The following is a 26,101-nucleotide window of genomic DNA, read 5'->3' as shown; positions in this document are numbered from 1 at the left end:
TGACCGCATTATAAATGGGGTCATGAGTCAGGACTATCTCGCCCGTATCGCCGCGCTGGAAGACGCGCTTCGCCAGAAAGACAGTCAGCTCAGCCTCGTTGCAGAGACTGAGTCGTTCCTGCGTTCGGCGCTGGCGCGCGCCGAAGAGAAAATCGAGAACGAAGAACGCGAAATAGAGCATCTGCGCGCACAGATAGAAAAACTGCGGCGGATGCTGTTCGGTACCCGCTCCGAAAAACTTCGCCGACAGGTTGAAGATGCAGAAGCCCTGCTGAAACAGCAGGAACAGCAAAGCGATCTCTACAACGGACGGGAAGACGATCCGCAGGTTCCGCGTCAGCTTCGCCAGTCTCGTCACCGCCGACCTCTCCCTGAACATCTTCCTCGCGAGATCCATCGTCTGGAGCCAGCAGAAACCTGCTGTCCGGGTTGCGGTAGTGATATGGCCTGGCTCAGTGAAGTCAGCGCGGAACAGCTGGAGCTGGTATCCAGCGCCCTGAAAGTGATCCGCACGGTCAGGGTGAAAAAGGCCTGCACCCGATGCGACTGTATCGTTGAAGCCTCAGCACCATCACGCCCCATCGATCGGGGTATCGCCGGGCCGGGTCTGCTGGCCCGCGTGTTAACGGCCAAATACTGCGAACACCTGCCGCTCTATCGCCAGTGCGAAATCTTTGCCCGCCAGGGCGTGGATCTGAGCCGGGCTCTGCTCTCCAACTGGGTGGATACGTGTTGCCGGTTGATGGCACCGCTGGATGAAGCCCTTTATCGCTACGTGATGGACTGCCGCAAACTGCATACGGATGACACCCCGGTGCCGGTGCTGGCACCGGGCAGAAAGAAGACGAAAACCGGGCGCATCTGGACGTATGTGCGTGATGATCGGAACGCTGGATCGTCAGACCCGCCAGCGGCGTGGTTCGCCTTCTCCCCGGACCGACAGGGGAAACATCCTCAGCAACATCTTCGCCATTATCATGGTGTGCTGCAGGCGGATGCCTTCGCAGGCTACGATCGGTTGTTCAGCGCAGAGCGTGATGGTGGTCCGTTAACAGAAGCCGCATGTTGGGCCCACGCGCGCCGCAAAATCCACGACGTCTATATAAGTACTCAGACGGCCACAGCAGAAGAAGCCCTGAAACGTATCGGCGAGCTGTACGCGGTGGAAGAGGAAATACGCGGCCTCCCGACAGCAAAGCGACTGGCAGCCAGGCAATCCCAAAGCAAGCCACTGCTGGCATCCCTGCATGACTGGTTGGTGGAAAAAAGCGCAACGCTGTCGAAAAAATCCCGGCTGGGTGAGGCGTTCGCATATGCCCTGAACCAGTGGGATGCGCTGTGCTACTACTGTGATGATGGCCTGGCAGAAGCTGATAACAACGCCGCTGAGCGGGCATTACGTGCAGTATGTCTGGGAAAGAAAAACTATATCTTCTTCGGCAGCGATCATGGCGGCGAGCGCGGAGCCCTGCTGTATGGTCTCATCGGAACATGCAGGCTCAATGGTATCGATCCGGAAGCCTACCTTCGTCATATCCTGAGCGTACTGCCGGAGTGGCCCAGCAACAAAGTGGCGGAACTGCTGCCATGGAACGTAGATCTCACCAATAAATAATCGTCAATACGGCGCTCACTTAACGCTTACGTTTTATTTCCCTGTATCCCAGTTCGATCTCCCAGCGATGACTGTACAGGTCTGCCATTTCTCCGACGGGGGAAGGCGATATCGTTTTCTGGCGTGTCCGGTGTGCGCCAGAACACACCATCAATAGCCAGCAGGGTCAGGCCGCACCAGTGCGGATGTGGGGTGGCGTTATGCCAGAGCTGTGCTGTCTGCGCGAACACGCGGCGGACGGCCTCGCTTCCCAGCCGCTGACGGGCCTGGATCACGGCACTGGGCGCGACGAAGGGACGACTGCCCGGCAGCATGATGTCCAGCCGGTTCACGATCTGATGGAGGGGTTCTTTACGTTCAAGGGCCATGCCAACAATACACCAGACCATCATTTCCAGCGGCAGGCGACGCTTGAGCAGGGTGACGGTACCGGCTTCGGCCAGGCAGCGGGAAATGAGCTCCGGGTCCAGATAATCACCCAGAGAAGTCAGCGGGTTACGCAGAGGATCGTAACGGGATACCAGATCAAGAGCCTGTCCAATGTGCATAAAAAAATCCGGAAACGGGTGAGCATTTCCGGATTCTTACACAGCCACTGGATCGGTCAACCGATCCTTAACTGATCGGCATTAGAGCAATGCTCACCTTTTTTGATCCCTGCGCGATTAGAACGCGTAGTTGAAGTTAGTACCGAACAGCCAGGCTTTACCTTCAGAACGGAACTCGTACGGGCCTTCTTTGATGTTCACGCTCTGACCGTGCATGTAGGAGGCACCGACGTCAACAGAAGCATCTTTATTGAACGCATAAGTGGCACCCGCGCTCAGCCAGAAACGGTCCTGATCCGGGATAGAGATGGAACGGGTCTGAGCCGGAACCGGGCTATCATCAAAGGCGATACCGGTACGGAAGGTCCAGTTAGTATCGTAGTAGTAGGTTGTACCCAGCGCGATACGGTAAGAGTCTTTAAAGCTCTCATCTTTATAGAACAGTGTCTGACCATTTGAGCCAGTTGCTTTCAGCTCCTGGAACTGACTCCAGCTGGTATAAGCCATGCTGTAGTGAATTGCCCATTGCGGTGCAACGCGGTTGTAACCGGAAACTTCCCACATCTCTGGCAGGTTGAGCGTCAGAGAGCCCGGAACGGTCCTGCCACCGGTTGGGTACGGGAAGCCCGGGATAGCGGTGTTCATATTACTGTTGTAATCGCCGTCGAAGTCGATTTTAACTTCAGAACGGTAGGTTAAACCCCAACGGTTGTTTTTATCCAGCTCATACAGAATACCGGCGTTCCAGCCATAGCCCCACTCGCTGCCTTTCAGGCGTGCAATCTGGGTATCGGCCGGGATGGCGGCCAGCTGTTTCGCTTTTGCGATAGCGGCTGGACGTGCTGCTGCAGGCAGGTTTGGTACCTGAGCCAGAATCTGACCGGCAGCCAGCATACCGGCATCACCCGCATTGCGCTCGATTTTTGCATCGGCGTAGACGGCATCAAAACCAAGACCAAAACTCCAGTTTTCGGTCAGACGATAAGCGCCACTCAGGTTCAGGTTGACGGTTTTCAGGTCAGTTTTACCGCCCATCGTGCCCGCAGCATAGTTATCGCCATACTCGGTCGCCAGACCAAAGTTAGAAGTAACAGATGCTCCCCAACCAAACTGATCGTTAATAGGTGCAACAAAATGTACTATAAGGGCTTCCCCGGCATGTCAACGCCGGTGTTTACGGTTTCTGTCTGCACTATAGTAAAAAAATAAAGGGGAGAGACTGCGGTACTATAAACGGTCATGATGAATCGTCATCGATTCGGACCCTGATGAAAGACGCTCGTGAGGCTCTAGTTCGTTAGTCGGGTACACTTGCCCTGTACAATAAGCAGATATACCTCACGGGGTCTAACCCTTTATCATCAACGAGTTGCAGAACAGATGGTCATACAGCTTTGTACTTTAGCTGGCTGAGTACAACCTGAAATCATCACCGTAATGCAATGATGCCCAGCACAGTCTTGCATTTTTGGCAGCGATGGCAACAACAGCGCGCCAGTATCCTCTGCGTTCGACCAGTGAGCAGACCCAACGACTGAATAAATCAGTCCTTTTCTCCGCCCCGATCAGTACCGAGCGGGCACCCTGAACCAGAAGTGTTCTCAGATACGAATCGCCAGCTTTCGTTATCCTGCCAAGCTTCGACTTTCCGCCGCTGCTGTACTGCGATGGTGTCAGTCCCAGCCAGGCTGCCAGCTGGCGCCCATTCTTAAAATCATGTGCATTACCGATACTGGCGACCAGCGCACAGGCCGTTGTGGGGCCAACGCCCTTCAATTCCATCAGCCGCTGACTGCGATGATCTGTTTTGGCCATGCGGGACAAAATTCGGTCATATTCAGCGATGTTATCTTCAATGCGAGCAACGTGCTCCAGCAAATCATCAACACATTGCTGAACCTGAAGTGGTAAAGAATTCTTCTGCTCAAAAACTATGTGGCGCAGGGCATCTGTACTTTGTGGGGCGATAACGCCGAATTCAGATATCAACCCCCGGAGACGATTATATGTTGCTGTTTTCTCTTCGATAAAACCCTGTCGGGTACGATGCAGACACTGCATTGCCTGCTGGCTCTCATCCTTAACCGGCACAAACCGCATATGTGGGCGACGAACCGCCTCGCAGATAGCCTGAGCATCAGCTGCATCATTTTTCCCTGATTTACCAGCCATGCGGTAAGGCGATACAAATTTAGCGGCCATCAGACGCGGCTCATGACCATACTGCCGAAACAGTCTTGCCCAGTAATGAGCCCCGGAGCACGCCTCCATCCCGATAACACAGGGCGGCAAACCAGCAATCAGCCCGGGAAGAGCTGCGCGGGTTACTCTGGATTTAACCAGAACGGTTTTGCCATTCTGGTCAACGCAATGAACAGCGAACACATTTTTAGCAAGATCGATACCGACAGTAGTAATGGTCATAACGAATCCCTCCGGGGTTGTGTTTACCCCATGATTGCACAAGAGTTAATCAGGCGCATAATCAGGGGAAGTCCCTTCCATTCGTTAGGAACCCAGGCGTTTGGGGCGATATTGTCCGCATTCAGGCTCTTACCGGACGGTGATTTACCGGAGATATTGACATCCGGGTCAATATAGACCGCACCGGCAGAGAACGTCGGGCGGTCAAACATCATAATCAGTGCTGGGTTACGACTTGCGTTACCTGCATCATCAGCGATAGCGCCTTCCCCGGAATACGCACGGCCCAGGCCAGAGGAAGAAAATTCGTTTAACTGAAATCCCGCTGACCAGGCGGAAGTAGAGACGATTGCCACTGCGACTGCCAGCGCAGTCTTGTTGAACAGGGTTTTCTGGCTCATGACCATAACCTCATCGAGTTATTTTTATTCAATAATTGTTACATACCGTAACAGGAGCGCGAAGTGTAGGGTCTGAGGTATAACAGACAAATCAGACCAGTGGCGTGAGTATAGGTCTGACCAGCTAGAATGTTGCAAGTTTGTTTATTAATATTTTCAAACATGTTTCCTGAAACGAGATCTGGTTGGCAAAAATGTGACCATCGCGACTCACTCAAAAGGGTGATTTTTGTTTTAGATCATTTTTTAGTGTGATATTGGTCACTTATCCACTTTTACGCCATTAACGGCTGGAGAGCGTCAGCATCGGGGCGTAAAATATCAGTATCGTGTTTATCTCGCGCCTGGCGCGAATACAGAGGAAATTGAGCTATGAGTAAATGCAGTGCTGATGAAACCCCGGTTTGCTGCTGTATGGATGTTGGTACCATCATGGACAACTCCGATTGCACCGCCTCCTACAGCCGCGTGTTCGCTAACCGTGCTGAAGCGGAAGAAACCCTGACCGCACTGAGCAAGCGCGCGCGCGATGTGGAATCCGAGCCGTGCGAAATCAAGTCCACTTTCACGGAAGTGGAAGGTGGCGTGAAGCTGGATATCGATTTTGTATTCGCCTGCGAAGCCGAAACGCTGATTTTCCAGCTGGGTCTGCGTTAACCTCTGCGGCCTGATACTCTCACTCCCGACCATTTCCCAGGGGTGAGGGTGCAACCACTAAAAAACGGTAACCTTCGGGTTGCCGTTTTGCTTTTACCTCCGTGACGTTTTCTTTTTCTTCTCTGTGTTTTAGCTCGCACTTTTTCGTTTCCCTGATTGGCTGAATGTAAAAAAATGGTTAAGACTATTATCAGGTCAGACCACTTTGTGTTTGCGCAAAAAATTTTACAGGGGAGTGTTATGAGTCAGGCATTACCGCTTATTACCCGTCAGGGCGATCGCATTGCCATTGTCAGTGGATTGCGTACACCGTTCGTGCGTCAGGCTACGGCGTTTCATGGCATACCCGCTGTCGATTTGGGGAAAATGGTGGTGGGGGAGATGCTGGCTCGCAGCGAAATACCGCCTGAGGTGATCGAACAACTGGTTTTTGGCCAGGTGGTTCAAATGCCGGAAGCGCCAAATATTGCGCGTGAAATTGTCCTGGGCACGGGGATGAATGTACATACCGATGCCTACAGCGTCAGCCGCGCCTGTGCGACCAGTTTCCAGGCCGTCGCTAACGTGGCGGAAAGCCTGATGGCAGGGACTATCCGTGCCGGGATTGCCGGCGGGGCAGACTCCTCCTCGGTGCTGCCGATCGGCGTGAGTAAAAAACTGGCGCGCGTTCTGGTTGACGTTAACAAAGCCCGCACTGTCGGGCAGAAGCTCAAACTCTTCTCGCGTTTACGCTTACGCGATCTGATGCCTGTCCCGCCCGCTGTGGCTGAATACTCCACCGGCCTGCGCATGGGCGACACCGCCGAACAGATGGCGAAAACCTACGGTATTACGCGTGAACAGCAGGACGCGCTGGCGTATCGTTCGCATCAGCTTGCGACAAAAGCCTGGGCGAAAGGCAAACTGGCCGATGAAGTGATGACCGCCTATATTCCGCCTTACCGCGAACCCCTCGTGGAAGATAACAATATTCGCGGTTCGTCGACGCTGGCCGATTACGCAAAACTGCGTCCGGCATTTGATCGCAAACATGGCACCGTCACAGCGGCTAACAGTACACCGCTGACGGATGGCGCAGCTGCAGTGATCCTGATGACGGAGTCCCGCGCCAGAGAGCTGGGTATCAAACCGCTGGGTTATCTGCGCAGCTACGCGTTCACGGCCATTGATGTCTGGCAGGACATGCTGTTAGGGCCAGCCTGGTCCACGCCGCTGGCGCTGGATCGTGCGGGGCTGACTCTTGCTGATTTAACCCTGATTGATATGCACGAAGCCTTTGCCGCGCAAACTCTGGCAAACGTACATCTTCTGGCGAGCGAGCGTTTTGCCCGTGATGTTCTTGGTCGCACCCATGCCACGGGTGAAGTGGATGAAAGTAAATTCAATGTGCTGGGGGGCTCCATTGCCTACGGTCATCCGTTTGCGGCGACAGGGGCAAGGATGATCACTCAGACATTGCATGAGTTACGCCGTCGTGGTGGCGGTTTTGGTCTTGTCACCGCCTGCGCGGCAGGTGGCCTGGGCGCAGCAATGGTTCTGGAGGCGGAATAATGGACATGGTATCTGCATTTAATCTGACCGTTCGCCCCGATAACGTGGCTGTTATCACCATTGATGTACCTGATGAAAAAATGAATACCCTGAAGGCCGAGTTTGGCGTTCAGGTCCGTGAGATGTTAAAGCAGATCCGCGAAATCAAGATGATTCGCGGTCTGGTATTTATTTCGGCAAAGCCGGACAACTTTATTGCCGGGGCCGATATCAACATGATCGCCCGCGCACAAAGCGCTCAGGAAGCCGAAGCGCTGGCACGCCAGGGGCAGCAGGTCATGGCGGAAATCCATGCTCTGCCGATCCCGGTGATCGCTGCGATCCACGGTGCGTGCCTGGGCGGTGGTCTGGAGCTGGCGCTGGCCTGCCATAGCCGTATTTGTACTGACGATGCGAAAACCGTATTGGGGCTGCCAGAAGTGCAGTTAGGGCTGTTGCCAGGCTCTGGTGGAACGCAGCGCCTGCCGCGCCTGATTGGCGTCAGTACGGCGCTGGAGATGATTTTAACCGGTAAGCAGTTACGCGCCCGCCAGGCGCTGAAAGCTGGCCTGGTTGACGAAGTGGTACCGCATTCTATTTTGCTGGATGCCGCCGTTGAGCTGGCACTGAGGGGACGTCAGGCAAAACGCCATCTCCCGGTGCGTGAACGCGTCCTTGCCGGGCCGCTGGGGCGTGCGCTGTTGTTTAGCATGGTGGGCAAGAAAACCGAACAAAAAACCAAAGGTAATTATCCGGCGACGAAGCGGATCCTGGAGGTTATTGAAACCGGGTTGTCGCAGGGCTGCAGCAGCGGCTATGCCGCAGAAGCAAAAGCCTTCGGCGAGCTGGCGATGACGCCACAGTCGCAGGCGCTGCGCAGCATCTTCTTTGCCAGTACCGACGTCAAAAAAGACCCGGGCAGTGAGGCCGAACCTGCTCCGCTGCGCTCGGTTGGCGTACTGGGCGGTGGGCTGATGGGCGGCGGTATTGCGTTTGTCACCGCAAGCAAAGGCAAATTATCCGTCCGTATTAAGGACATTAACGCGAAGGGGATCAACCACGCGCTACAGTACAGCTGGCAGAACCTTGATCAGAAGGTCAAGCGCCGCCATATCAAGGCAAATGAGCGTGATAAAACCCTGGCGTACATCACTGGTACGACGGATTACAGCGGTTTTGCGCATCGAGACCTGGTCATTGAAGCGGTATTTGAAGACCTGGCACTTAAGCAACAGATGGTGGCTGACGTCGAGCAACACTGTGCGCCGTACACCATTTTTGCCTCAAATACGTCGTCATTACCGATTGGCGATATTGCGTCGAAAGCCGCACGGCCGGAGCAGGTCATTGGTCTGCATTTCTTTAGTCCGGTTGAAAAAATGCCGCTGGTAGAGGTTATTCCCCATGCCACGACCAGCCCGCAAACCGTTGCCACTGTGGTGAAGCTTGCGAAAAAACAGGGCAAAACCCCCATCGTGGTAGCAGACAAAGCGGGCTTCTACGTTAACCGTATTCTGGCTCCCTATATCAATGAAGCCATGCGGTTACTGACGGAAGGGGAGAAGATCGAACATGTGGATGAGGCGCTGGTAAAGTGTGGTTTCCCTGTCGGCCCAATCCAACTTTTGGATGAGGTAGGAATAGATACCGGCACTAAAATTATACCTGTACTGGAAGCAGCTTATGGCGATCGTTTTAGCCCACCTGCAAACATTGTTTCTGCAATTTTGAAGGATGATCGCAAAGGCAGAAAAAATGAACGCGGTTTCTATCTTTACGGTGCAAAAGGGCGTACAAGCAAGAAACAGGTCGACCCTTCAGTTTATGGGCTTATTCCGACGACCGGGCAGGGAAAATTATCGTCAGCCCAGTGTGCTGAACGCTGTGTGATGATGATGCTTAACGAAGCCGCTCGCTGTTTTGGCGAGCAGGTTATCAAAAACGCGCGCGATGGCGACATCGGTGCTGTGTTTGGTATTGGTTTCCCGCCGTTCCTCGGCGGCCCGTTCCGGTATATGGATACCCTCGGTGCGGGTGACGTGGTTGCGACCCTGCAACGTCTTGCCTCTCAGTATGGCTCGCGGTTTACACCGTGTGATGAATTATTGCAGATGGCGGAACGGGGCCAGACATTTTGGTCTTCAAGGGAAACTGCTCTCGTAAGTTGAGGTCAAAGAAGGGTAAATCCTGAAGTGAGTAAACCTGTTCTGGCGAATTTGTAAACAGATATTGACTATACTTACGCCATTGAGGTAAAAAACAGCGTTTCATTCACCGAATGGATCAGGCACAATGCCCGACCACCAGGTTTTCTACCTCTCCGACGTTATCGCAGGTAGTCAACGCTGGTGATTCTGGTTAACAAAAGCGGTGCAATATGCAAGTTTTTATCATGCGTCACGGCGACGCGGCACTCGATGCCGCCAGTGACTCAGTACGTCCTTTGACCGTCTGTGGCTGCGACGAATCCCGTCTGATGGCTAACTGGCTTCAGGGGCAAAAAGTGGACATCGAACGTGTGCTGGTGAGTCCATTCCTGCGCGCAGAACAGACGCTGGATGTGGTAGGGGAGTGTATGAACCTGCCGGCCGGTGTCGATGTTCTTCCTGAACTTACCCCGTGTGGCGATGTTGGCCTTGTGAGTGCCTATCTTCAGGCGCTGTGCAATGAAGGTGTCGCGTCTGCGCTGGTCATTTCCCATCTGCCACTGGTTGGCTATCTGGTATCTGAGCTGTGCCCGGGTGAGACGCCGCCGATGTTCTCGACGTCCGCTATTGCCAATGTTTCCCTTGATGAAACGGGCAAAGGGGTCTTCAACTGGCAAATGAGTCCGTGCAATCTGAAGATGGCTAAAGCTATCTGACGTGACGTGCGACAGGGCGGGGTGCAGGCTGTGCCTCCCGCCATCCTGTCAGGGCAGCTCGGGCGGCTGCCACTCTTCAACCTCAATCAACACCAGCAATGCGGCATCACCGCCGTACTCTTTTGGTGCCTGATGAAAAGCCATTACGTGTGGATGCTGAGCCAGCCATAGCGGCGTCTGTTGCTTCAGGATATGTTTACCGTGCCCGTGCATCACGCAGGTGCAAAAAACATGCTCACGGCGGCAGGCGGCAATCAGCGCCCCCAGCTCCTGTTTCGCCTGCATCTGTGTTAACCCGTGCAGATCGAGAAACAGCTCCGGCGAATAATCCCCCCGACGTAATTTTTTCAGCTCAAAGTGGCTGACGTCTTCACGGACGTACTTCACGGCTCCCTGCGTATTAAGCAGCGGCTGAAATTCATCTGAAAAATAGTGGCTGTTATCGGCCTGTTCCTGCAGAAGACGCTTGACCGGTACTTCGGTGATTTTTTTGCGCTGCGGGCGGTGGACAATGGTGTCCTGCCTGATTTGACGCGTCCCGGTCATAAGCTGTCGGAAGAGCGTCTGATCCTCCTCGCTGAGCGATGTTTTCTTTTTCATTTGTCTGTCTCATCTCTGAATTCCCGTAGTGTACCTGACTAAACGCATTTTTTAACCTCAAGCGGTACGCGTCATTGCTGATTTATCGCCGTCTTCATGGCAAACTAGCCGCCGAAAATTATGCGAGCATGCCCTGGAGGAAAGAGTGGATAAAATTTTTGTCGATGAAGCAGTAAACGAGCTGCATACCATACAGGACATGTTGCGCTGGTCGGTTAGCCGCTTCAGCGCCGCCAATATCTGGTACGGACACGGTACCGATAACCCGTGGGATGAGGCCGTTCAGCTGGTGCTGCCGTCCCTCTATCTGCCGCTGGATATTCCGGAAGACATGCGCTCCGCGCGCCTGACGTCCAGCGAAAAACACCGCATTGTTGAGCGTGTGATCCGCCGCGTTAACGAGCGCATTCCGGTTGCCTATCTGACCAACAAAGCCTGGTTCTGCGGTCACGAGTTTTACGTGGATGAGCGTGTTCTGGTGCCGCGTTCGCCGATTGGTGAGCTTATCAACAACCACTTTGATGGTCTGATTAACCATCAGCCGCAGCACATTCTGGATATGTGTACCGGTAGCGGTTGTATCGCTATTGCCTGTGCGTATGCCTTCCCGGAAGCGGAAGTGGACGCAGTGGATATCTCCACCGATGCGCTGGCCGTAACCGAGCACAACATCGAAGAACATGGCCTGATCCATCACGTCACGCCAATCCGTTCTGACCTGTTCCGTGACCTGCCAACGCTGCAGTACGATTTGATTGTCACCAACCCACCGTACGTTGATGCGGAAGACATGTCGGATCTGCCAAATGAATATCGCCATGAGCCGGAACTGGGTCTGGCATCAGGCTCTGATGGCCTGAAACTGACGCGCCGTATCCTGGCCTGTGCGCCGGATTATCTGACCGATGACGGCGTTCTGATTTGTGAAGTGGGCAACAGCATGGTACATCTGATAGAGCAGTATCCGGATGTGCCGTTCACCTGGCTTGAGTTCGACAACGGCGGTGATGGCGTCTTTATGCTGACCAAGGCGCAGCTTCTCGATGCGCGCGAACACTTCAGCATTTACAAAGATTAATCCAGCGGGCTTCGGCCCGTTTCACAACGCTCACACACAAATAACGACATCGGAGCCGTGATGGCAGGAAACAGTATTGGACAGTTATTCCGCGTGACCACCTTTGGTGAGTCGCACGGGTTGGCACTGGGCTGTATCGTTGATGGCGTACCGCCAGGCATCGAACTGACCGAAGCAGATTTACAGCACGACCTCGACCGTCGTCGTCCGGGCACCTCTCGCTACACCACGCAGCGTCGCGAGCCGGACCAGGTCAAAATTCTTTCAGGCGTTTTTGAAGGCCGCACCACCGGCACCAGCATTGGTCTGCTGATTGAAAATACCGATCAGCGTTCCCAGGACTACGGTGCCATCAAAGACGTATTCCGCCCGGGCCATGCTGACTACACCTATGAGCAAAAATACGGTTTTCGCGACTATCGCGGCGGTGGTCGTTCTTCCGCACGCGAAACCGCCATGCGCGTGGCCGCAGGAGCGATTGCCAAAAAATACCTGGCGCAGAAATTTGGTATTGTGATCCGTGGTTGTCTGACCCAGATGGGCGATATTCCACTGGCCATTAAAGACTGGGATCAGGTTGAGCAAAACCCGTTCTTCTGTGCCGATGCCGACAAACTGGACGCACTGGACGAACTGATGCGTGGCCTGAAAAAAGAGGGCGACTCCATCGGTGCGAAAGTGACCGTGGTCGCTGACGGCGTGCCGCCAGGCTGGGGTGAGCCGGTATTTGACCGCCTCGATGCCGACATCGCGCACGCGCTGATGAGCATCAATGCGGTGAAAGGGGTAGAGATTGGCGACGGTTTTGACGTGGTTCAGCTTCGTGGCAGCCAGAACCGCGACGAAATCACCAAAGCGGGTTTCCAGAGTAATCATGCGGGCGGTATTCTCGGTGGTATTAGCAGTGGACAGCAGATTGTTGCCAATATTGCGCTGAAGCCGACATCCAGCATTACCGTGCCGGGTCACACGATTAATCGCTCTGGCGAAGAAGTTGAGATGATCACCAAAGGACGTCACGATCCGTGTGTGGGGATCCGCGCGGTGCCGATCGCAGAAGCGATGCTGGCGATCGTGCTGATGGATCACTTCCTGCGCCAGCGTGCGCAGAATGCGGATGTGACGACCACCATTCCACGCTGGTAAACATGAAAAAAACCGCAATTGCTCTGCTGGCGCTGTTTGCCAGCGGAGTCAGTCTGGCCGCGACGCCGTGGCAAAAAATCACCCACCCGGTGTCGGGGAGTGCGCAGTCTATTGGTGCATTTTCGAACGGCTGTATCGTTGGTGCGCAGGAACTTCCTCTGCAGTCCAGTTCTTACCAGGTAATGCGTACCGATCAGCGTCGTTACTTCGGCCACCCGGATCTGGTGCTGTTTATTCAGCGTCTGGGGAGTCAGGTGCATAACCGGGGTCTGGGAACGATGCTGATTGGCGATATCGGAATGCCTGCCGGTGGTCGCTTCAACGGTGGGCATGCCAGTCACCAGACCGGACTGGATGTCGATATCTTCCTGCAACTGCCGAAAGGTCGCTGGAGTTCAGCACAGCTGCTGAAACCACAGGCGCTGGATCTGGTGGCGAGTGACGGCAAAAGCGTTGTGCCGTCGCTCTGGACACAAGATATTTCCAGCATGATCAAGCTGGCGGCAAAAGATAATGACGTCACGCGGATTTTTGTTAACCCGGCTATCAAGCAGCAGCTTTGTCTGGATGCAGGAACCGACCGTGACTGGCTGCGCAAAGTGCGCCCGTGGTTCCAGCATCGTGCGCATATGCACGTTCGTCTGCGCTGCCCGGCGAACAGTCTGGAATGTGAAGACCAGCCGTTACCACCGTCAGGCGATGGCTGTGGCGCGGAACTGCAAAGCTGGTTTGAACCGGCAAAACCTGGAACCTCTAAGCCTGAGAAGAAGACACCGCCTCCGTTGCCGCCTTCCTGCCAGGCGCTACTGGATGAGCATGTACTTTAATGGATAATTTCGTCGATCTGTTTATGGTGTCACCACTGCTGCTGGTGGTGCTCTTTTTTGTGGCAATGCTGGCCGGGTTCATTGATGCCCTGGCGGGCGGCGGTGGTTTACTGACCGTTCCGGCGCTGCTGGCGGCGGGCATGAACCCGGCTCAGGCGCTTGCCACCAACAAGCTTCAGGCCTGCGGTGGGTCGCTCTCTGCGTCACTCTATTTTATCCGCCGTAAGGTCGTAAACCTGGCCGACCAGAAGCTCAATATCCTGATGACTTTCATCGGTTCAACCACCGGTGCGCTGCTGGTTCAGCACGTGCAGTCTGACATTTTGCGCCAGATCCTGCCGGTTCTGGTTATCTGTATCGGCCTGTACTTTTTGCTGATGCCAAAGCTCGGTGAAGAGGACCGGCATCGTCGTCTGCATGGCCTGCCGTTTGCGCTGATTGCCGGGGGCTGCGTCGGCTTTTACGACGGCTTCTTTGGCCCCGGCGCGGGGTCGTTTTACGCGTTAGCGTTCGTGACGCTGGCCGGATTTAACCTCGCTAAATCGACCGCTCATGCCAAAGTACTCAATGCGACTTCGAACGTAGGCGGCCTGCTGTTGTTCATTATTGGTGGCAAAGTCATCTGGGCGACCGGCTTTGTGATGATGGTGGGGCAATTCCTGGGGGCGCGTGCAGGTTCACGTCTGGTGTTAAGCAAAGGACAAAAGCTGATCCGCCCAATGATTGTTGTGGTGTCGGCGGTGATGAGTGCCAAACTTCTTTATGACAGCCACGGACAGGAGATCCTCCACTGGTTGGGGATGAACTAATGAACAGTACGCATAAATACGAACAGCTGATTGAGGTCTTCGACGGCTGTTTTGCCGGTGATTTTAATACCCGTCTGATTAAAGGCGACGACGAACCGATTTATCTTCCAGCTGATGACGAGGTTCCGTATAACCGTATCGTCTTTGCACATGGCTTCTATGCCAGCGGCTTGCATGAGATTTCTCACTGGTGCATTGCGGGGAAAGCGCGTCGTGAACTGGTGGATTTCGGTTACTGGTATTGCCCGGACGGCCGCGATGCCGCGACGCAAGGGCAGTTTGAAGACGTGGAAGTGAAACCGCAGGCTCTGGAATGGTTGTTGTGCGTAGCGGCAGGTTTCCCGTTCAATGTCAGCTGCGACAACCTCGACGGTGACTTCGAGCCAGACCGTATTGTGTTCCAGCGCCGCGTTCATGCGCAGGTGATGGAATATCTTGATAAAGGTATCCCGGCGCGTCCTGCGACGCTTATCAGGGCCTTACAGAATTATTACCATACGCCGGAGATCACGGCGGAATGCTTCCCGTGGCCGGAAGATCTTTAACAGAGGAAAGAAGATGATCGCAGAATTTGAATCACGCATTCTGGCGTTAATTGATGACATGGTGGAACACGCCAGTGATGATGAGCTGTTCGCCAGCGGTTATCTGCGTGGTCACCTGACGCTGGCGGTAGCCGAGCTTGAAACAGGGGACGATCACTCTGCCGACGCTGTGCATGTTGAAGTCACCCGCAGCCTGGAGAAAGCCATCCAGGCCGGTGAGCTCTCTCCGCGCGACCAGTCCTTAGTGCTGGGCATGTGGGAAAACCTGTTCCAACAGGCCAACGTTAAGTAATGGTTTTTCCGCCCTCTCCCTGTGGGAGAGGGCATCATACCGCACTCTACTTAACCATTTTTCCCTTCAGCAATTTCCGTACCCACAACCGGTTTGGGTTGAGTCCCGCGAGCGTGGTACTGTCCAGTGGGATCGGCTCATCGCTCATCTGTGCGGCCAATACTTCAGCCAGCAGCGGTGCCGAGCACAATCCGCGCGACCCCAGACCACCCAGCATAAACAGCTCCGGATATACCGGTGCGCTCACCGCGGCATCCTTGTTTTCAGCGAGGTCCTGATAGGCTGCGAGCGTGGCTTCATAGTCAGGCACGCTACCTGCCATCGGCAGATGATCGCGTGTTGCGCAGCGTACGCCACAGCGTGCTTCACCTGTGTTGACATCAACGTCTTTCGCCCAGCCAGCCTGTGGGAAGCAATCGATCAGGCGCTGGCGGTTTTGCTGCTGATCCGCGTCGCTGTAGTGCATGTCAGTCTGGCCGCGATGGTAGCTGGCACCAATACAGTGGTGGCCGTTGGATGGGTTTTGTGGTGTCAGATACCCGTCGTAACACAGCACCTGCCGCAATTTCCCCAGCTCCGGCGTCGTCGGTATATGGCTCACCTGGCCGCCAACAGGGTAAAGCGGTAACTTTTCCGTCTGGATAAACTGGTTGATGTGATGACCATTCGCCAGCACTACGCTTGCATGCTGTGCCTTTTTGCCATTGGCAAAAAGCAGATTCCAGTGCTCTGTCCGGCTAAGTGATTCAACCTTGTGGGAATAATGCACTGCCAGTCCGCGTGACTGCGCGAGGGCTATTGCCGCTGTTGTCAGTTCAGCCGGGCACAACCAGCCGCCGAGCGGGTACTGAATACCATCGCACCCGGTATCAATGCCCGCGGTTTCAGTGACCTGCTGTGTTGTCACCGCATGTGCTATCTCTTCTGGCAACCCCAGTGACAACATTTGTGCGATTTTTTGCTGACTCTTCTCGTCCCAGCCGAGCTGCGTAACGCCGCACCACGCGTGGTCAAACGCGACCGGTAGCCTGTCATACAGGCGACGGGCGAAGGTAAATGCCGCCGGGAAGAACTGACTCAGTGCCGGATCGTGGGCACTGAGCAGGGGATAGAGTGCCCCCTGGCGGTTACCTGAGGCACCTTGTGCCGGGGCATCGTCAGCACAGTAGAGCGTGACCTGCCAGCCCCGGTGTAAAAGTGCAAGTGAGAGCAGGGCGCTGGCAATGCCTCCGCCAATGATCGCGACTTCACGGGCGGTGCTATGGCTGCGGGCAAACCAGGGAGCCTGTGCGGGGATCGTCAGCTCTTGTTCCATTACCCCGACCAGCATCTCGCGCTTACGGCCAAAGCCTTTGGTTTTTTGCATGGTAAAGCCCACTTCCTGCAACCCACGGCGAACAAAACCTGCCGAGGTAAAAGTGGCGAGCGTTGCACCAGGACGCGCCAGCCGCGCCATCGCAGCAAAGAGATGTGGGCTCCACATGTCCGGGTTTTTGGCAGGGGCAAAGCCGTCCAGGAACCAGGCGTCCACGCTTTGATTCATTGAATCATCAAGCTTATCGGTCAGGTCGTTGATATCACCCAGCCATAAGTCCAGGGTGACGCGCCCGCCGTCCAGCAGCAGACGATGACAGCCGCCGACGGCGGGAGGCCACTGTGCCTGAAGTTGTTCTGCCCACGGCGCAAGTTCCGGCCAGTGCTGATGAGCCAGCGTCAAATCGTGCGCAGTGAGCGGGAATTTTTCAAAACTGATGAAATGTAACCTTTGGAGCGTAGTCTCAGGGTGAGCCGCGTGAAACTGGTCAAACGCTTGCCAGAGGGTCAGGAAATTCAGTCCGGTACCGAACCCGCTTTCTGCCACCACAAACAGGCTGCGTGGGTGTAAGGGGAAGCGGGCGCTGAGCCGGTTTCCCTCAAGGAAAACATAACGGGTTTCTTCCAGTCCGTTATCATTAGAGAAATAGACGTCATCAAAATCTCGGGAAACAGGTGTACCCTCAGCGTTGAATTCGAGGTTGGCGGGTTGTATAGCGTTTTGTTTCACGTAAGTTACTCGTCTGACAGGCAGTGGCGCGATCTTAACGATGTGAGCTCATCGGTGCAAATTTCCGCAGAAATTGGCTGATCGGACTTGTTCGGCGTACAAGTGTACGCTATTGTGCGACTCGAAACTTACTTTAGTGTGACTTACAGAGGTATTGAATGAAACGTGCAGTGATTACTGGCCTGGGCATCGTTTCCAGCATCGGTAATAACCAGCAGGAAGTCCTGGCATCTCTGCGTGAAGGACGCTCCGGGATCACTTTCTCTGAAGAGTTTAAAGATTCAGGTATGCGTAGCCACGTATGGGGTAATGTCAAACTGGACACCACCGGTTTGATTGACCGTAAAGTGGTTCGTTTCATGAACGATGCCTCTATTTATGCTTATCTCTCCATGCGTGAAGCCATCGCGGATTCAGGTCTGAAAGAAGAAGATTATCAGAACAACCCGCGTGTAGGTCTGATTGCTGGTTCCGGCGGCTCTTCAAAAGCGCAGGTATTTGGTGCTGACGCTATGCGTAGCCCGCGTGGTCTGAAAGCGGTTGGCCCTTACGTGGTGACCAAAGCAATGGGCTCAGCGGTTTCTGCGTGCCTTGCAACACCATTCAAAATCCACGGTGTGAACTACTCCATCAGCTCAGCCTGTGCGACTTCTGCACACTGCATCGGTAATGCGGTAGAGCAGATCCAACTGGGTAAACAGGACATCGTATTTGCTGGCGGCGGCGAAGAGCTGGGCTGGGAAATGGCCTGTGAGTTCGATGCGATGGGCGCACTGTCCACCAAGTACAACGAAACCCCGGAAAAAGCATCCCGTACTTATGATGCACACCGTGATGGTTTCATCATCGCAGGCGGCGGCGGTATGGTTGTGGTTGAAGAGCTGGAACACGCTCTGGCACGTGGTGCTCACATCTATGCTGAGATCGTTGGCTACGGCGCAACTTCCGATGGTGCTGACATGGTTGCGCCATCCGGTGAAGGCGCGGTGCGCTGCATGAAGATGGCGATGCAGGGTGTTGATACGCCAATCGACTACCTGAACTCTCACGGTACCTCTACACCAGTGGGCGACGTGAAAGAGCTGGGTGCGATCCGTGAAGTGTTTGGCGACAACAGCCCGGCAATCTCTGCAACGAAGGCAATGACCGGTCACTCTCTGGGTGCTGCGGGCGTGCAGGAAGCTATCTACTCTCTGCTGATGCTGGAAAACGGCTTTATCGCCCCAAGTATCAACATTGAAGAGATGGACGAGCAGGCTGCTGGCCTGAACATCGTGACCAAACCAACAGAAGCGACGCTGACAACCGTTATGTCCAACAGCTTCGGTTTCGGCGGTACGAATGCCACGCTGGTGATGCGTAAGCTGAAATAAGTTTTATGTTTGATTCGGAAGGGGAGCCAACAGGCTCCCTTTTTTTTATGCATTGACAACCTGCTGATCTCACAGGCAAACTCCAGAGTTCAACATTATCATCACGATAATGCGTAAGCGTTTAACGTCAACCAACGCACCTTAATCCTGATAATCAGGCAGAGGGGGCGTGGCATTTCCCCGCCTTACTCTTCATTTCGGAGTAAAGCATGACTGTAGTCACTCAAACAGAAACACCCTCTTCAGCGAATATCTCGCTGTTTCGTATCGCCTTTGCGGTATTCCTGACCTACATGACTGTGGGCTTGCCGCTGCCGGTGATCCCGCTGTTCGTTCACCAGGAACTGGGCTATGGCAACACTCTGGTCGGCGTTGCTGTCGGTATTCAGTTTTTAGCCACGGTTTTAACCCGGGGATACGCCGGACGTCTGGCGGATCAGCATGGTGCAAAACGCTCAGCCCTGCAGGGTATGTTCGCCTGCGGTCTGGCGGGTGGGGCATGGCTGCTGGCTGCACTTTTGCCGGTAGATACTGCTTATAAATTTGCGCTGCTGGTGGTGGGGCGTTTAATCCTCGGCTTCGGCGAAAGCCAACTGCTGACCGGCACCCTGACCTGGGGAATGGGGCTGGTTGGCCCCACGCGTTCAGGTAAGGTGATGTCCTGGAACGGAATGGCCATCTATGGCGCACTGGCGGCAGGTGCGCCGCTGGGTTTGTTGATCCACAGCCAGTTTGGTTTTGCGGCGCTGGCAGGTACCACGATGGTACTGCCGCTGCTGGCCTGGGCGTTTAATGGTTCGGTACGTAAAGTGCCCGCGCATAAAGGTGAGCGACCTTCTCTGTGGCGCGTGGTTGGTCAAATCTGGCAGCCGGGTCTGGGCTTGGCGCTCCAGGGCGTAGGCTTTGCGGTGATTGGTACCTTCGTCTCTTTGTATTTTATGAGCCGTGGCTGGGCAATGGCAGGTTTTACGCTCACCGCGTTTGGTGGTGCGTTTGTGCTGATGCGTGTGCTGTTCGGCTGGATGCCGGATCGTTTTGGCGGTGTGAAGGTGGCAGTGGCTTCGCTGGTGATTGAGACGATCGGCCTGGTACTGCTGTGGCAGGCCCCCGTCGCGTCGGTTGCGCTGCTCGGTGCGGCATTGACCGGCTGTGGTTGTTCGTTAATCTTCCCGGCGCTTGGTGTTGAAGTAGTGAAGCGCGTGGCCCCGCAGGTACGTGGTACCGCGCTTGGCGGCTATGCAGCGTTTCAGGATATCTCATACGGGGTAACCGGACCGCTGGCAGGACTGTTAGCCACGTCGTTTGGCTACCCGTCAGTCTTCCTCGCGGGGGCGGTCTCTGCGGTTGTCGGGATTGTGGTAACGCTGGTCGCGTTTCGTAGCGTTTAGTTTTTCTGCCCGGTGGCGCTGTGCTCACCGGGCCTACAAAAGCATGAACCGTAGGTGCTTTACGCAACCAGCCAGAAAATAACCAGCGCAATCATCAACGCAATAAACATCAGCCCCGGACGAGCAGACAGTGTCCTGAAGGTTTCCACAACCGGCGCAAACAGTGGGCTGTAGATTGGCTGAATGTTCCGCACTTCCGGCACACCGCCTTCGCGCTCGGTGCGGCGGACAAAGATCTGATTCAGTAAATCCTGCACCTGCGCGGTGGTCAGCACCGTTTGCGGCGTGGCCTGCCAGGTTTGCTGAGCGTAATCCCGTATCGTTTCAAACTCGTGTGGCTCCAGCGGCTGTTTCAGCGCGGCCTGTACCGTATGCAGGGTAGGGGTATTCTGGGTGCTGAGCGTCTGGCGTGCCTGGAGCCAGGTGACCAGATGCGCAAACTGTTTTGCCGGGATCATCTCGCCCTCTTTCACACCCGAAAGCTCCAGCATGGATTGCCAGATGAGCTTCGTCGGCTCGCCGGTGGCGGCGGCCAGTTTGGTCACCATCTGCTTGAGCGTGTTGTGCTCGGCAGGCAGCAGCGGACGTTCAGTTGCCGGGCGTTGCTGCGGCTGCGGAATAGAAAGTTGATTGCTTTGTAGCAGCGTCAGCACGGTTTTCAACTGTTCCGGCGTAAGCTGGCTCAGCGCAGTATGGCCGTACTGTTGACGAATAAAATCACTCACTGCCTGGCGGTTATTGCCCTGGCCTAACAGCTCGGTCAGCTGCGAGACAATCTGGCGGGTGGTGTGATTTTGCTGCGCGGTGTTAATACGCTGGTTCAGGTTTTGCTCGGCAGCGGGGAAATGACGCGACTGTAGCGGTGCATCGTTCCTCACGCCCAGATCGTGCTTCACGCCGGCCCACACTTCCGCATTTTGCTGCGAAGTCAGCGCAATCAGACGCGTGATCAACCGCTCCAGCACGGTGCGCTGTTGCGTGGAAAGTGGCTGTTCGCCTGCGATGTTGGGCGTTACGGGGCCATCGCCTGGGGGGCGCGGTGGCGTACCTGAAATGGGCTGCATCGTCAAAAATCCTTAAAGTCAAAACTCTGCGTAAACCCGGCATAGTTATATGCCTGGCGGCGAGATTATGGCACACTTGATGGGTTTTCTTCCTCTCAAACAGGTACTCAGACGTGAAAATCCTCGTTGATGAAAATATGCCTTACGCGCGCGAGTTGTTTAGCCGCCTCGGTAACGTTAAGGCTGTCCCTGGTCGCCCGATCCCGGTAAGCGAACTGGATGACGCAGATGCACTGATGGTGCGCTCGGTGACTAAAGTAAATGAGGCGTTGCTCTCCGGCAAAGCGATTAAGTTCGTCGGGACGGCAACGGCAGGGACGGATCATGTGGATGACACATGGCTTAAGCAGGCGGGGATTGGTTTTTCAGCTGCACCTGGCTGTAACGCCATTGCCGTTGTGGAATATGTTTTCTCCTCCCTGTTGATGCTGGCCGAGCGTGATGGTTTTGCGCTGAAAGACCGCACTGTCGGTATTGTCGGTGTGGGTAACGTGGGCGGACGCCTGCAAAAGCGCCTTGATGCATTAGGTATTCGCACGTTGCTGTGCGACCCGCCGCGTAAAGATAACGGCGATGACGGTGACTTCCGTTCGCTGGACGAGCTGGTTGAGCAGTGCGATGTGATCACTTTCCACACGCCGCTGTTCAAAGAGGGGCCGTACAAGTCTCTGCACCTCGCCGACGAAACCCTGATCCGTTGTCTGAAGCCTGGCACTATTCTGATAAATGCCTGCCGTGGCCCGGTGGTTGATAACGCCGCGCTGCTGAAATGTCTGGAAGAAGGGCAGGATCTCAGCGTGGTACTGGACGTCTGGGAGCCGGAGCCGGATCTCAACGTTGCGCTGCTTAACAAGGTGGACGTCGGTACCGCGCATATTGCGGGTTATACCCTCGAAGGTAAAGCGCGTGGCACCACCCAGGTCTTTGAGGCCTACAGCGCCTTTATCGGCCATCCGCAACAGGTGGCGCTGGATACACTATTACCCGCGCCTGAATTTGGCCGTATTACCCTTCATGGTCCCCTCGACGAGGCAACGCTGAAAAGGCTGGTGCATTTGGTGTATGATGTGCGCCGCGATGATGCGCTGCTGCGTAAATCAGCGGGTATTCCGGGCGAATTTGACAAGCTGCGCAAGAATTATCTTGAACGTCGCGAATGGTCTTCCCTGTATGTTATTTGTGATGATGCCCAGGCTGCGTCATTGCTGCATAAACTGGGTTTTAACGCCGTTCATCACCCGGTACGTTAATGTCTTCTTAATGCTCCCTGTCGGATACTCCGGCAGGGACGCTTTTTTATTTCTGGAGTAACCACCATGTCTGAAGGCTGGAACATTGCCATATTGGGGGCCACGGGTGCCGTGGGTGAAGCCCTGCTCGAAACCCTTGCTGAGCGTCAGTTCCCGGTGGGTGAAATTTTTGCACTGGCGCGCACTGACAGCGCCGGTGAACATCTGCGTTTTGGCGGTAAATCCGTCATGGTTCAGGATGCGGCTGAATTTGACTGGACGCAGGTGCAGCTGGCGTTCTTTGCTGCGGGCGTTGAGGCCACGGCTTCTTACTGCGAAGAAGCGACCAACGCGGGCTGTCTGGTGATTGATTTAAGCGGCCTGTTCTCAATGGAGCCGGATGTTCCTCTGGTTGTGCCGGATGTGAATCCATTCGTTCTGACTGACTACCGTAACCGCAACATCATTGCGGTACCGGACAGCCTGACCAGCCAACTGCTTACCGCGCTGAAACCGTTGATCGATGACGGTGGCCTGTCGCGTATTACCGTGACCAGCCTGCTGTCAGCTTCCGCGCACGGTAAAAAAGCTGTCGATGCGCTGGCAGGGCAGAGCGCAAAGCTGCTGAATGGTATCCCGATTGATGAAGACGATTTCTTTGGTCGTCAGCTGGCATTCAACATGCTGCCGTTGCTGCCGGACAACCAGGGTTCTGTACGTGAAGAGCGCCGTATCGTCGATGAAGCCCGCAAAATTCTGCAGGATGATGGTCTGATGATCTCCGCGAGCGTTGTGCAGTCACCCGTCTTTTACGGTCATGCGCAGATGGTGAGCTTTGAAGCGCTGCGTCCTCTGGCGGCAGAAGAGGCGCGTGATGCGTTTGCCCGTGGCGAAGACATCGTGCTGTCTGAAGAGAGCGAGTTCCCAACCCAGGTTGGCGATGCGACCGGTAGTGCGCATCTTTCCGTCGGCTGTGTACGCAACGATTACGGTATGCCGGAGCAGGTTCAGTTCTGGTCGGTTGCCGACAACGTTCGCTTTGGTGGTGCGCTGATGGCGGTCAAAATTGCGGAAAAACTGGTGCAGGAGTACCTGTACTGATGTCCGACGTGGAACAAAAGCTTGTCCATAAAATTGCCCTCGGTATTGAGTACGATGGCAGTAAATATTATGGCTGGCAGCGTCAGAATGAGGTGCGCAGTGTTCAGGAAAAACTGGAAAAAGCGCTCTCTCAGGTGGCGAATGAGCCGATAAGCGTTCTCTGCGCCGGGCGCACGGACGCCGGCGTGCACGGTACCGGCCAGGTGGTTCACTTTGAAACCACCGCAATGCGCAAAGACGCTGCGTGGACGCTGGGTGTTAATGCGAATTTACCTGGAGACATCGCGGTACGTTGGGTTAAAGATGTCCCCGATGATTTTCATGCGCGTTTCAGCGCCACCGCGCGCCGTTACCGCTACGTTATCTACAATCAGCGCCTGCGTCCGGCGGTGTTAAGCCAGGGCGTGACGCATTTTTATGAACCGCTTGATGCAGAACGTATGCATCGTGCGGCGCAGTGTCTGATTGGTGAAAATGACTTTACGTCGTTTCGTGCGGTGCAGTGTCAGTCCCGCACGCCGTGGCGTAACGTCATGCACATAAACGTCAACCGTTTTGGCGCGTATGTGGTGGTGGATATCAAAGCCAATGCCTTTGTACATCATATGGTTCGGAATATTGTGGGCAGCCTGATGGAAGTGGGTGCCGGACACCAGCCGGAGAGCTGGATTGCAGAACTGCTGGCGGCGAAGGACAGAACGCTTGCAGCAGCTACGGCGAAAGCGGAAGGGTTGTATCTGGTCTCGGTGGATTATCCGGAACGGTTCGAACTTCCAAAACCGCCAATGGGCCCGCTTTTCCTGGCGGACTAAACACGGTGCAATTAAGGTTTAAACAATATGGATTTAATACGTTTTCTTATTGATTTTATTCTGCATATTGATGTTCACCTGGCCGAACTGGTCGCACAGTATGGCGTCTGGGTTTATGCCATCCTGTTCCTCATTCTGTTCTGTGAGACCGGGCTGGTTGTTACCCCGTTCCTGCCAGGAGATTCGCTGCTGTTCGTGGCCGGTGCGTTGTCTGCACTGCCAACTAATGATCTGAATGTGCATATGATGGTGGTGCTGATGGTCATTGCTGCGATTGTCGGTGATGCGGTCAACTACACGATTGGGCGGGTGTTTGGCGATCGGCTATTCAGTAATCCGAACTCGAAAATTTTCCGTCGTAGCTACTTAGATAAAACCCACGCATTTTATGAGCGCCACGGCGGCAAGACCATTATCCTTGCGCGATTTGTGCCTATTGTGCGTACATTTGCCCCGTTTGTGGCGGGAATGGGACATATGTCCTATCGTCACTTTGCGGCATTCAACGTTGTCGGCGCATTGCTGTGGGTGCTGCTGTTTACCTATGCAGGCTACCTGTTTGGCGATCTCCCTGTGGTTCAGGAAAACCTTAAGTTACTGATTGTAGCTATTATTGTGCTTTCCATTTTGCCCGGCGTCATCGAGATTATTCGTCACAAACGTGCGGCAGCCAAACAAGCGAAATAAGTGCGTACTGGCGGTTCGACCACTTTTTTATCCAAAGTTTCGGGCTGTTATGTTTTAATGTGCAACATTCATGGTCTGTTGGAGGCAAAAATGGCATTATTCGCCTCTTATAGCAAAACTGGCATACGACCAGGTTCAGGCAGAAAGGTTATCAATGAGCTGGATTGAACGAATTAAAAGCAACATAACCCCGACGCGTAAAGCGAGTATTCCTGAAGGGGTGTGGACGAAGTGTGATAGCTGCGGCCAGGTTCTGTACCGCGCGGAACTGGAACGCAATCTTGAGGTGTGTCCGAAATGTGACCACCACATGCGCATGTCGGCGCGTAATCGCCTGCATAGCCTGCTGGACGAAGGTTCTCTGGTAGAACTGGGCAGCGAACTTGAGCCGAAAGACGTGCTGAAGTTCCGTGATTCCAAGAAATACAAAGATCGTCTGGCCTCTGCGCAGAAAGAGACCAGCGAGAAAGACGCCCTGATTGTGATGAAAGGCACCCTGCACGAGATGCCGGTGGTGGCCGCCGCGTTTGAGTTCTCCTTTATGGGTGGCTCAATGGGCTCTGTCGTTGGTGCTCGCTTTGTGCGTGCCGTTGAGCAAGCACTGGAAGACAACTGTCCGCTGATCTGCTTCTCCGCCTCTGGTGGTGCGCGTATGCAGGAAGCGCTGATGTCCCTGATGCAGATGGCGAAAACCTCTGCAGCGCTGGCGAAAATGCAGGAGCGCGGTCTGCCGTACATCTCCGTACTGACCGACCCGACAATGGGTGGCGTCTCTGCAAGCTTCGCGATGCTGGGCGATCTGAACATCGCCGAACCAAAAGCGCTGATCGGCTTTGCTGGTCCTCGCGTAATCGAACAAACCGTACGTGAAAAACTGCCGCCGGGCTTCCAGCGCAGCGAGTTCCTCATTGAGAAAGGCGCTATCGATATGATCGTTCGCCGCCCGGAAATGCGCCTGAAACTGGCAAGTATCCTGGCGAAGCTGATGAATCTGCCCGCGCCGAACCCGGATGAGCCGCGCGAAGGCGTAGTCGTACCGGATCAGGAACCCGAGGCCTGATAACTGAA

At 54.8% G+C, this 26,101-nt stretch carries 22 protein-coding genes and 3 pseudogenes; 18 read left to right on the top strand and 7 right to left on the bottom strand.

All coding sequences use genetic code 11. The features are described 5' to 3' along the window. Positions 1–22 precede the first annotated feature (22 nt). The gene (gene tnpC / locus HV318_RS07070) at positions 23–1,615 is read left to right on the top strand and encodes an IS66 family transposase (RefSeq protein ID WP_182271314.1); all 1,593 of its coding nucleotides are present in this window, start codon (positions 23–25) and stop codon (positions 1,613–1,615) included. Positions 1,616–1,692: 77 nt separating this feature from the next. Here the strand turns inward: tnpC and HV318_RS07065 are convergent. The 4 genes and pseudogenes from HV318_RS07065 to HV318_RS07050 form a co-directional block, all read right to left on the bottom strand. After that, positions 1,693–2,163: pseudogene (locus tag HV318_RS07065) on the bottom strand (transposase domain-containing protein); the annotation flags it as partial. Between the two features lie 117 nt (positions 2,164–2,280). Next, positions 2,281–3,303, bottom strand: a pseudogene (fadL, locus tag HV318_RS07060) (long-chain fatty acid transporter FadL); the annotation flags it as partial. Positions 3,304–3,564: 261 nt separating this feature from the next. Further along, positions 3,565–4,587 (bottom strand): IS110 family RNA-guided transposase, encoded by a 1,023-nt coding sequence (locus HV318_RS07055; protein WP_001567660.1) that lies wholly within the window; start codon positions 4,585–4,587, stop codon positions 3,565–3,567. An 83-nt stretch (positions 4,588–4,670) separates the two neighbouring features. After that, positions 4,671–4,988 (bottom strand): annotated as a pseudogene (locus tag HV318_RS07050) (OmpP1/FadL family transporter); the annotation flags it as partial. Positions 4,989–5,360: 372 nt separating this feature from the next. Here HV318_RS07050 and HV318_RS07045 point away from each other — a divergent pair. The 4 genes from HV318_RS07045 to sixA all read left to right on the top strand — a co-directional run bounded on the left by HV318_RS07045 (position 5,361) and on the right by sixA (position 10,038). Continuing rightward, on the top strand, positions 5,361–5,645 hold the full coding sequence (locus HV318_RS07045) for a YfcZ/YiiS family protein (protein WP_182272179.1): 285 nt from the start codon (positions 5,361–5,363) through the stop codon (positions 5,643–5,645). Positions 5,646–5,885: 240 nt separating this feature from the next. After that, entirely contained in the window at positions 5,886–7,196 is a 1,311-nt protein-coding gene (fadI, locus tag HV318_RS07040; protein ID WP_182272178.1) for an acetyl-CoA C-acyltransferase FadI, read from the top strand. Further along, positions 7,196–9,343: a fatty acid oxidation complex subunit alpha FadJ gene (fadJ, locus tag HV318_RS07035; protein ID WP_182272177.1), complete on the top strand. Its 2,148-nt coding sequence runs from the start codon at positions 7,196–7,198 to the stop codon at positions 9,341–9,343. Before fadI ends, fadJ begins: the two co-directional genes overlap by 1 nt. Before the next feature lie 209 nt (positions 9,344–9,552). Next, the gene (sixA, locus tag HV318_RS07030; RefSeq protein WP_182272176.1) at positions 9,553–10,038 is read left to right on the top strand and encodes a phosphohistidine phosphatase SixA; all 486 of its coding nucleotides are present in this window, start codon (positions 9,553–9,555) and stop codon (positions 10,036–10,038) included. A gap of 48 nt (positions 10,039–10,086) precedes the next feature. On the opposite strand, the gene smrB is transcribed toward sixA, so the two are convergent. After that, positions 10,087–10,638, bottom strand: a complete 552-nt coding sequence (smrB, locus tag HV318_RS07025) for an endonuclease SmrB (protein ID WP_182272175.1) — start codon at positions 10,636–10,638, stop codon at positions 10,087–10,089. A gap of 145 nt (positions 10,639–10,783) precedes the next feature. On the opposite strand from smrB, the gene prmB reads away from it, so the two are divergent. From prmB to HV318_RS06995, 6 genes are read left to right on the top strand one after another with little or no spacing between them, the layout of a single operon-like run. Continuing rightward, complete coding sequence (gene prmB / locus HV318_RS07020; protein ID WP_182272174.1) at positions 10,784–11,716, top strand: 50S ribosomal protein L3 N(5)-glutamine methyltransferase; 933 nt, start codon at positions 10,784–10,786, stop codon at positions 11,714–11,716. A gap of 60 nt (positions 11,717–11,776) precedes the next feature. Continuing rightward, positions 11,777–12,862, top strand: coding sequence for a chorismate synthase (aroC, locus tag HV318_RS07015; RefSeq protein WP_182272173.1), 1,086 nt, complete (start codon positions 11,777–11,779; stop codon positions 12,860–12,862). Positions 12,863–12,864: 2 nt separating this feature from the next. Further along, positions 12,865–13,689 carry a penicillin-insensitive murein endopeptidase gene (gene mepA / locus HV318_RS07010; RefSeq protein WP_182272172.1) on the top strand — a complete coding sequence of 275 codons (825 nt, stop codon included), beginning with the start codon at positions 12,865–12,867 and terminating at the stop codon, positions 13,687–13,689. Next, complete coding sequence (locus HV318_RS07005; protein ID WP_182272171.1) at positions 13,689–14,498, top strand: sulfite exporter TauE/SafE family protein; 810 nt, start codon at positions 13,689–13,691, stop codon at positions 14,496–14,498. The genes mepA and HV318_RS07005 overlap by 1 nt, the downstream gene beginning before the upstream one ends. Next, positions 14,498–15,043, top strand: a complete 546-nt coding sequence (locus HV318_RS07000; RefSeq protein WP_182272170.1) for an elongation factor P hydroxylase — start codon at positions 14,498–14,500, stop codon at positions 15,041–15,043. Before HV318_RS07005 ends, HV318_RS07000 begins: the two co-directional genes overlap by 1 nt. Positions 15,044–15,056: 13 nt before the next feature. Beyond that, positions 15,057–15,335, top strand: coding sequence for a YfcL family protein (locus HV318_RS06995; protein WP_182272169.1), 279 nt, complete (start codon positions 15,057–15,059; stop codon positions 15,333–15,335). 46 nt (positions 15,336–15,381) lie between these two features. On the opposite strand, the gene mnmC is transcribed toward HV318_RS06995, so the two are convergent. After that, a complete protein-coding gene (gene mnmC / locus HV318_RS06990; protein WP_182272168.1) occupies positions 15,382–17,379 on the bottom strand; it encodes a bifunctional tRNA (5-methylaminomethyl-2-thiouridine)(34)-methyltransferase MnmC2/FAD-dependent 5-carboxymethylaminomethyl-2-thiouridine(34) oxidoreductase MnmC1 in 1,998 nt (665 codons plus the stop codon). Between the two features lie 158 nt (positions 17,380–17,537). On the opposite strand from mnmC, the gene fabB reads away from it, so the two are divergent. Together fabB and HV318_RS06980 are read left to right on the top strand one after the other, a co-directional pair. Further along, positions 17,538–18,752 (top strand): beta-ketoacyl-ACP synthase I, encoded by a 1,215-nt coding sequence (gene fabB / locus HV318_RS06985; RefSeq protein WP_182272167.1) that lies wholly within the window; start codon positions 17,538–17,540, stop codon positions 18,750–18,752. A 209-nt stretch (positions 18,753–18,961) separates the two neighbouring features. After that, entirely contained in the window at positions 18,962–20,140 is a 1,179-nt protein-coding gene (locus HV318_RS06980) for an MFS transporter (RefSeq protein WP_182272166.1), read from the top strand. Positions 20,141–20,199: 59 nt separating this feature from the next. Here the strand turns inward: HV318_RS06980 and flk are convergent, their stop codons facing one another. After that, entirely contained in the window at positions 20,200–21,204 is a 1,005-nt protein-coding gene (gene flk, locus HV318_RS06975) for a flagella biosynthesis regulator Flk (protein WP_182272165.1), read from the bottom strand. Between the two features lie 113 nt (positions 21,205–21,317). Between flk and pdxB the strand changes: the two genes are divergently transcribed. The 5 genes from pdxB to accD all read left to right on the top strand — a co-directional run bounded on the left by pdxB (position 21,318) and on the right by accD (position 26,093). Further along, a complete protein-coding gene (pdxB, locus tag HV318_RS06970; RefSeq protein ID WP_182272164.1) occupies positions 21,318–22,454 on the top strand; it encodes a 4-phosphoerythronate dehydrogenase PdxB in 1,137 nt (378 codons plus the stop codon). Positions 22,455–22,520: 66 nt separating this feature from the next. Then, on the top strand, positions 22,521–23,534 hold the full coding sequence (locus HV318_RS06965) for an aspartate-semialdehyde dehydrogenase (protein WP_182272163.1): 1,014 nt from the start codon (positions 22,521–22,523) through the stop codon (positions 23,532–23,534). Further along, positions 23,534–24,346 carry a tRNA pseudouridine(38-40) synthase TruA gene (truA, locus tag HV318_RS06960; RefSeq protein ID WP_182272162.1) on the top strand — a complete coding sequence of 271 codons (813 nt, stop codon included), beginning with the start codon at positions 23,534–23,536 and terminating at the stop codon, positions 24,344–24,346. Before HV318_RS06965 ends, truA begins: the two co-directional genes overlap by 1 nt. Before the next feature lie 27 nt (positions 24,347–24,373). Then, a complete protein-coding gene (locus tag HV318_RS06955) occupies positions 24,374–25,033 on the top strand; it encodes a DedA family protein (protein WP_182272161.1) in 660 nt (219 codons plus the stop codon). A gap of 154 nt (positions 25,034–25,187) precedes the next feature. Next, positions 25,188–26,093 (top strand): acetyl-CoA carboxylase, carboxyltransferase subunit beta, encoded by a 906-nt coding sequence (gene accD, locus HV318_RS06950; protein WP_114977626.1) that lies wholly within the window; start codon positions 25,188–25,190, stop codon positions 26,091–26,093. Positions 26,094–26,101: the final 8 nt, after the last annotated feature.

This window comes from Enterobacter sp. RHBSTW-00901 (assembly GCF_014103115.1).
Classification (GTDB): Bacteria; Pseudomonadota; Gammaproteobacteria; order Enterobacterales; family Enterobacteriaceae; genus Enterobacter; species Enterobacter cloacae_P.
The sequence above is the reverse complement of the archived record's forward strand: the minus strand, read 5'-3'. Positions and strand labels throughout refer to the sequence as shown.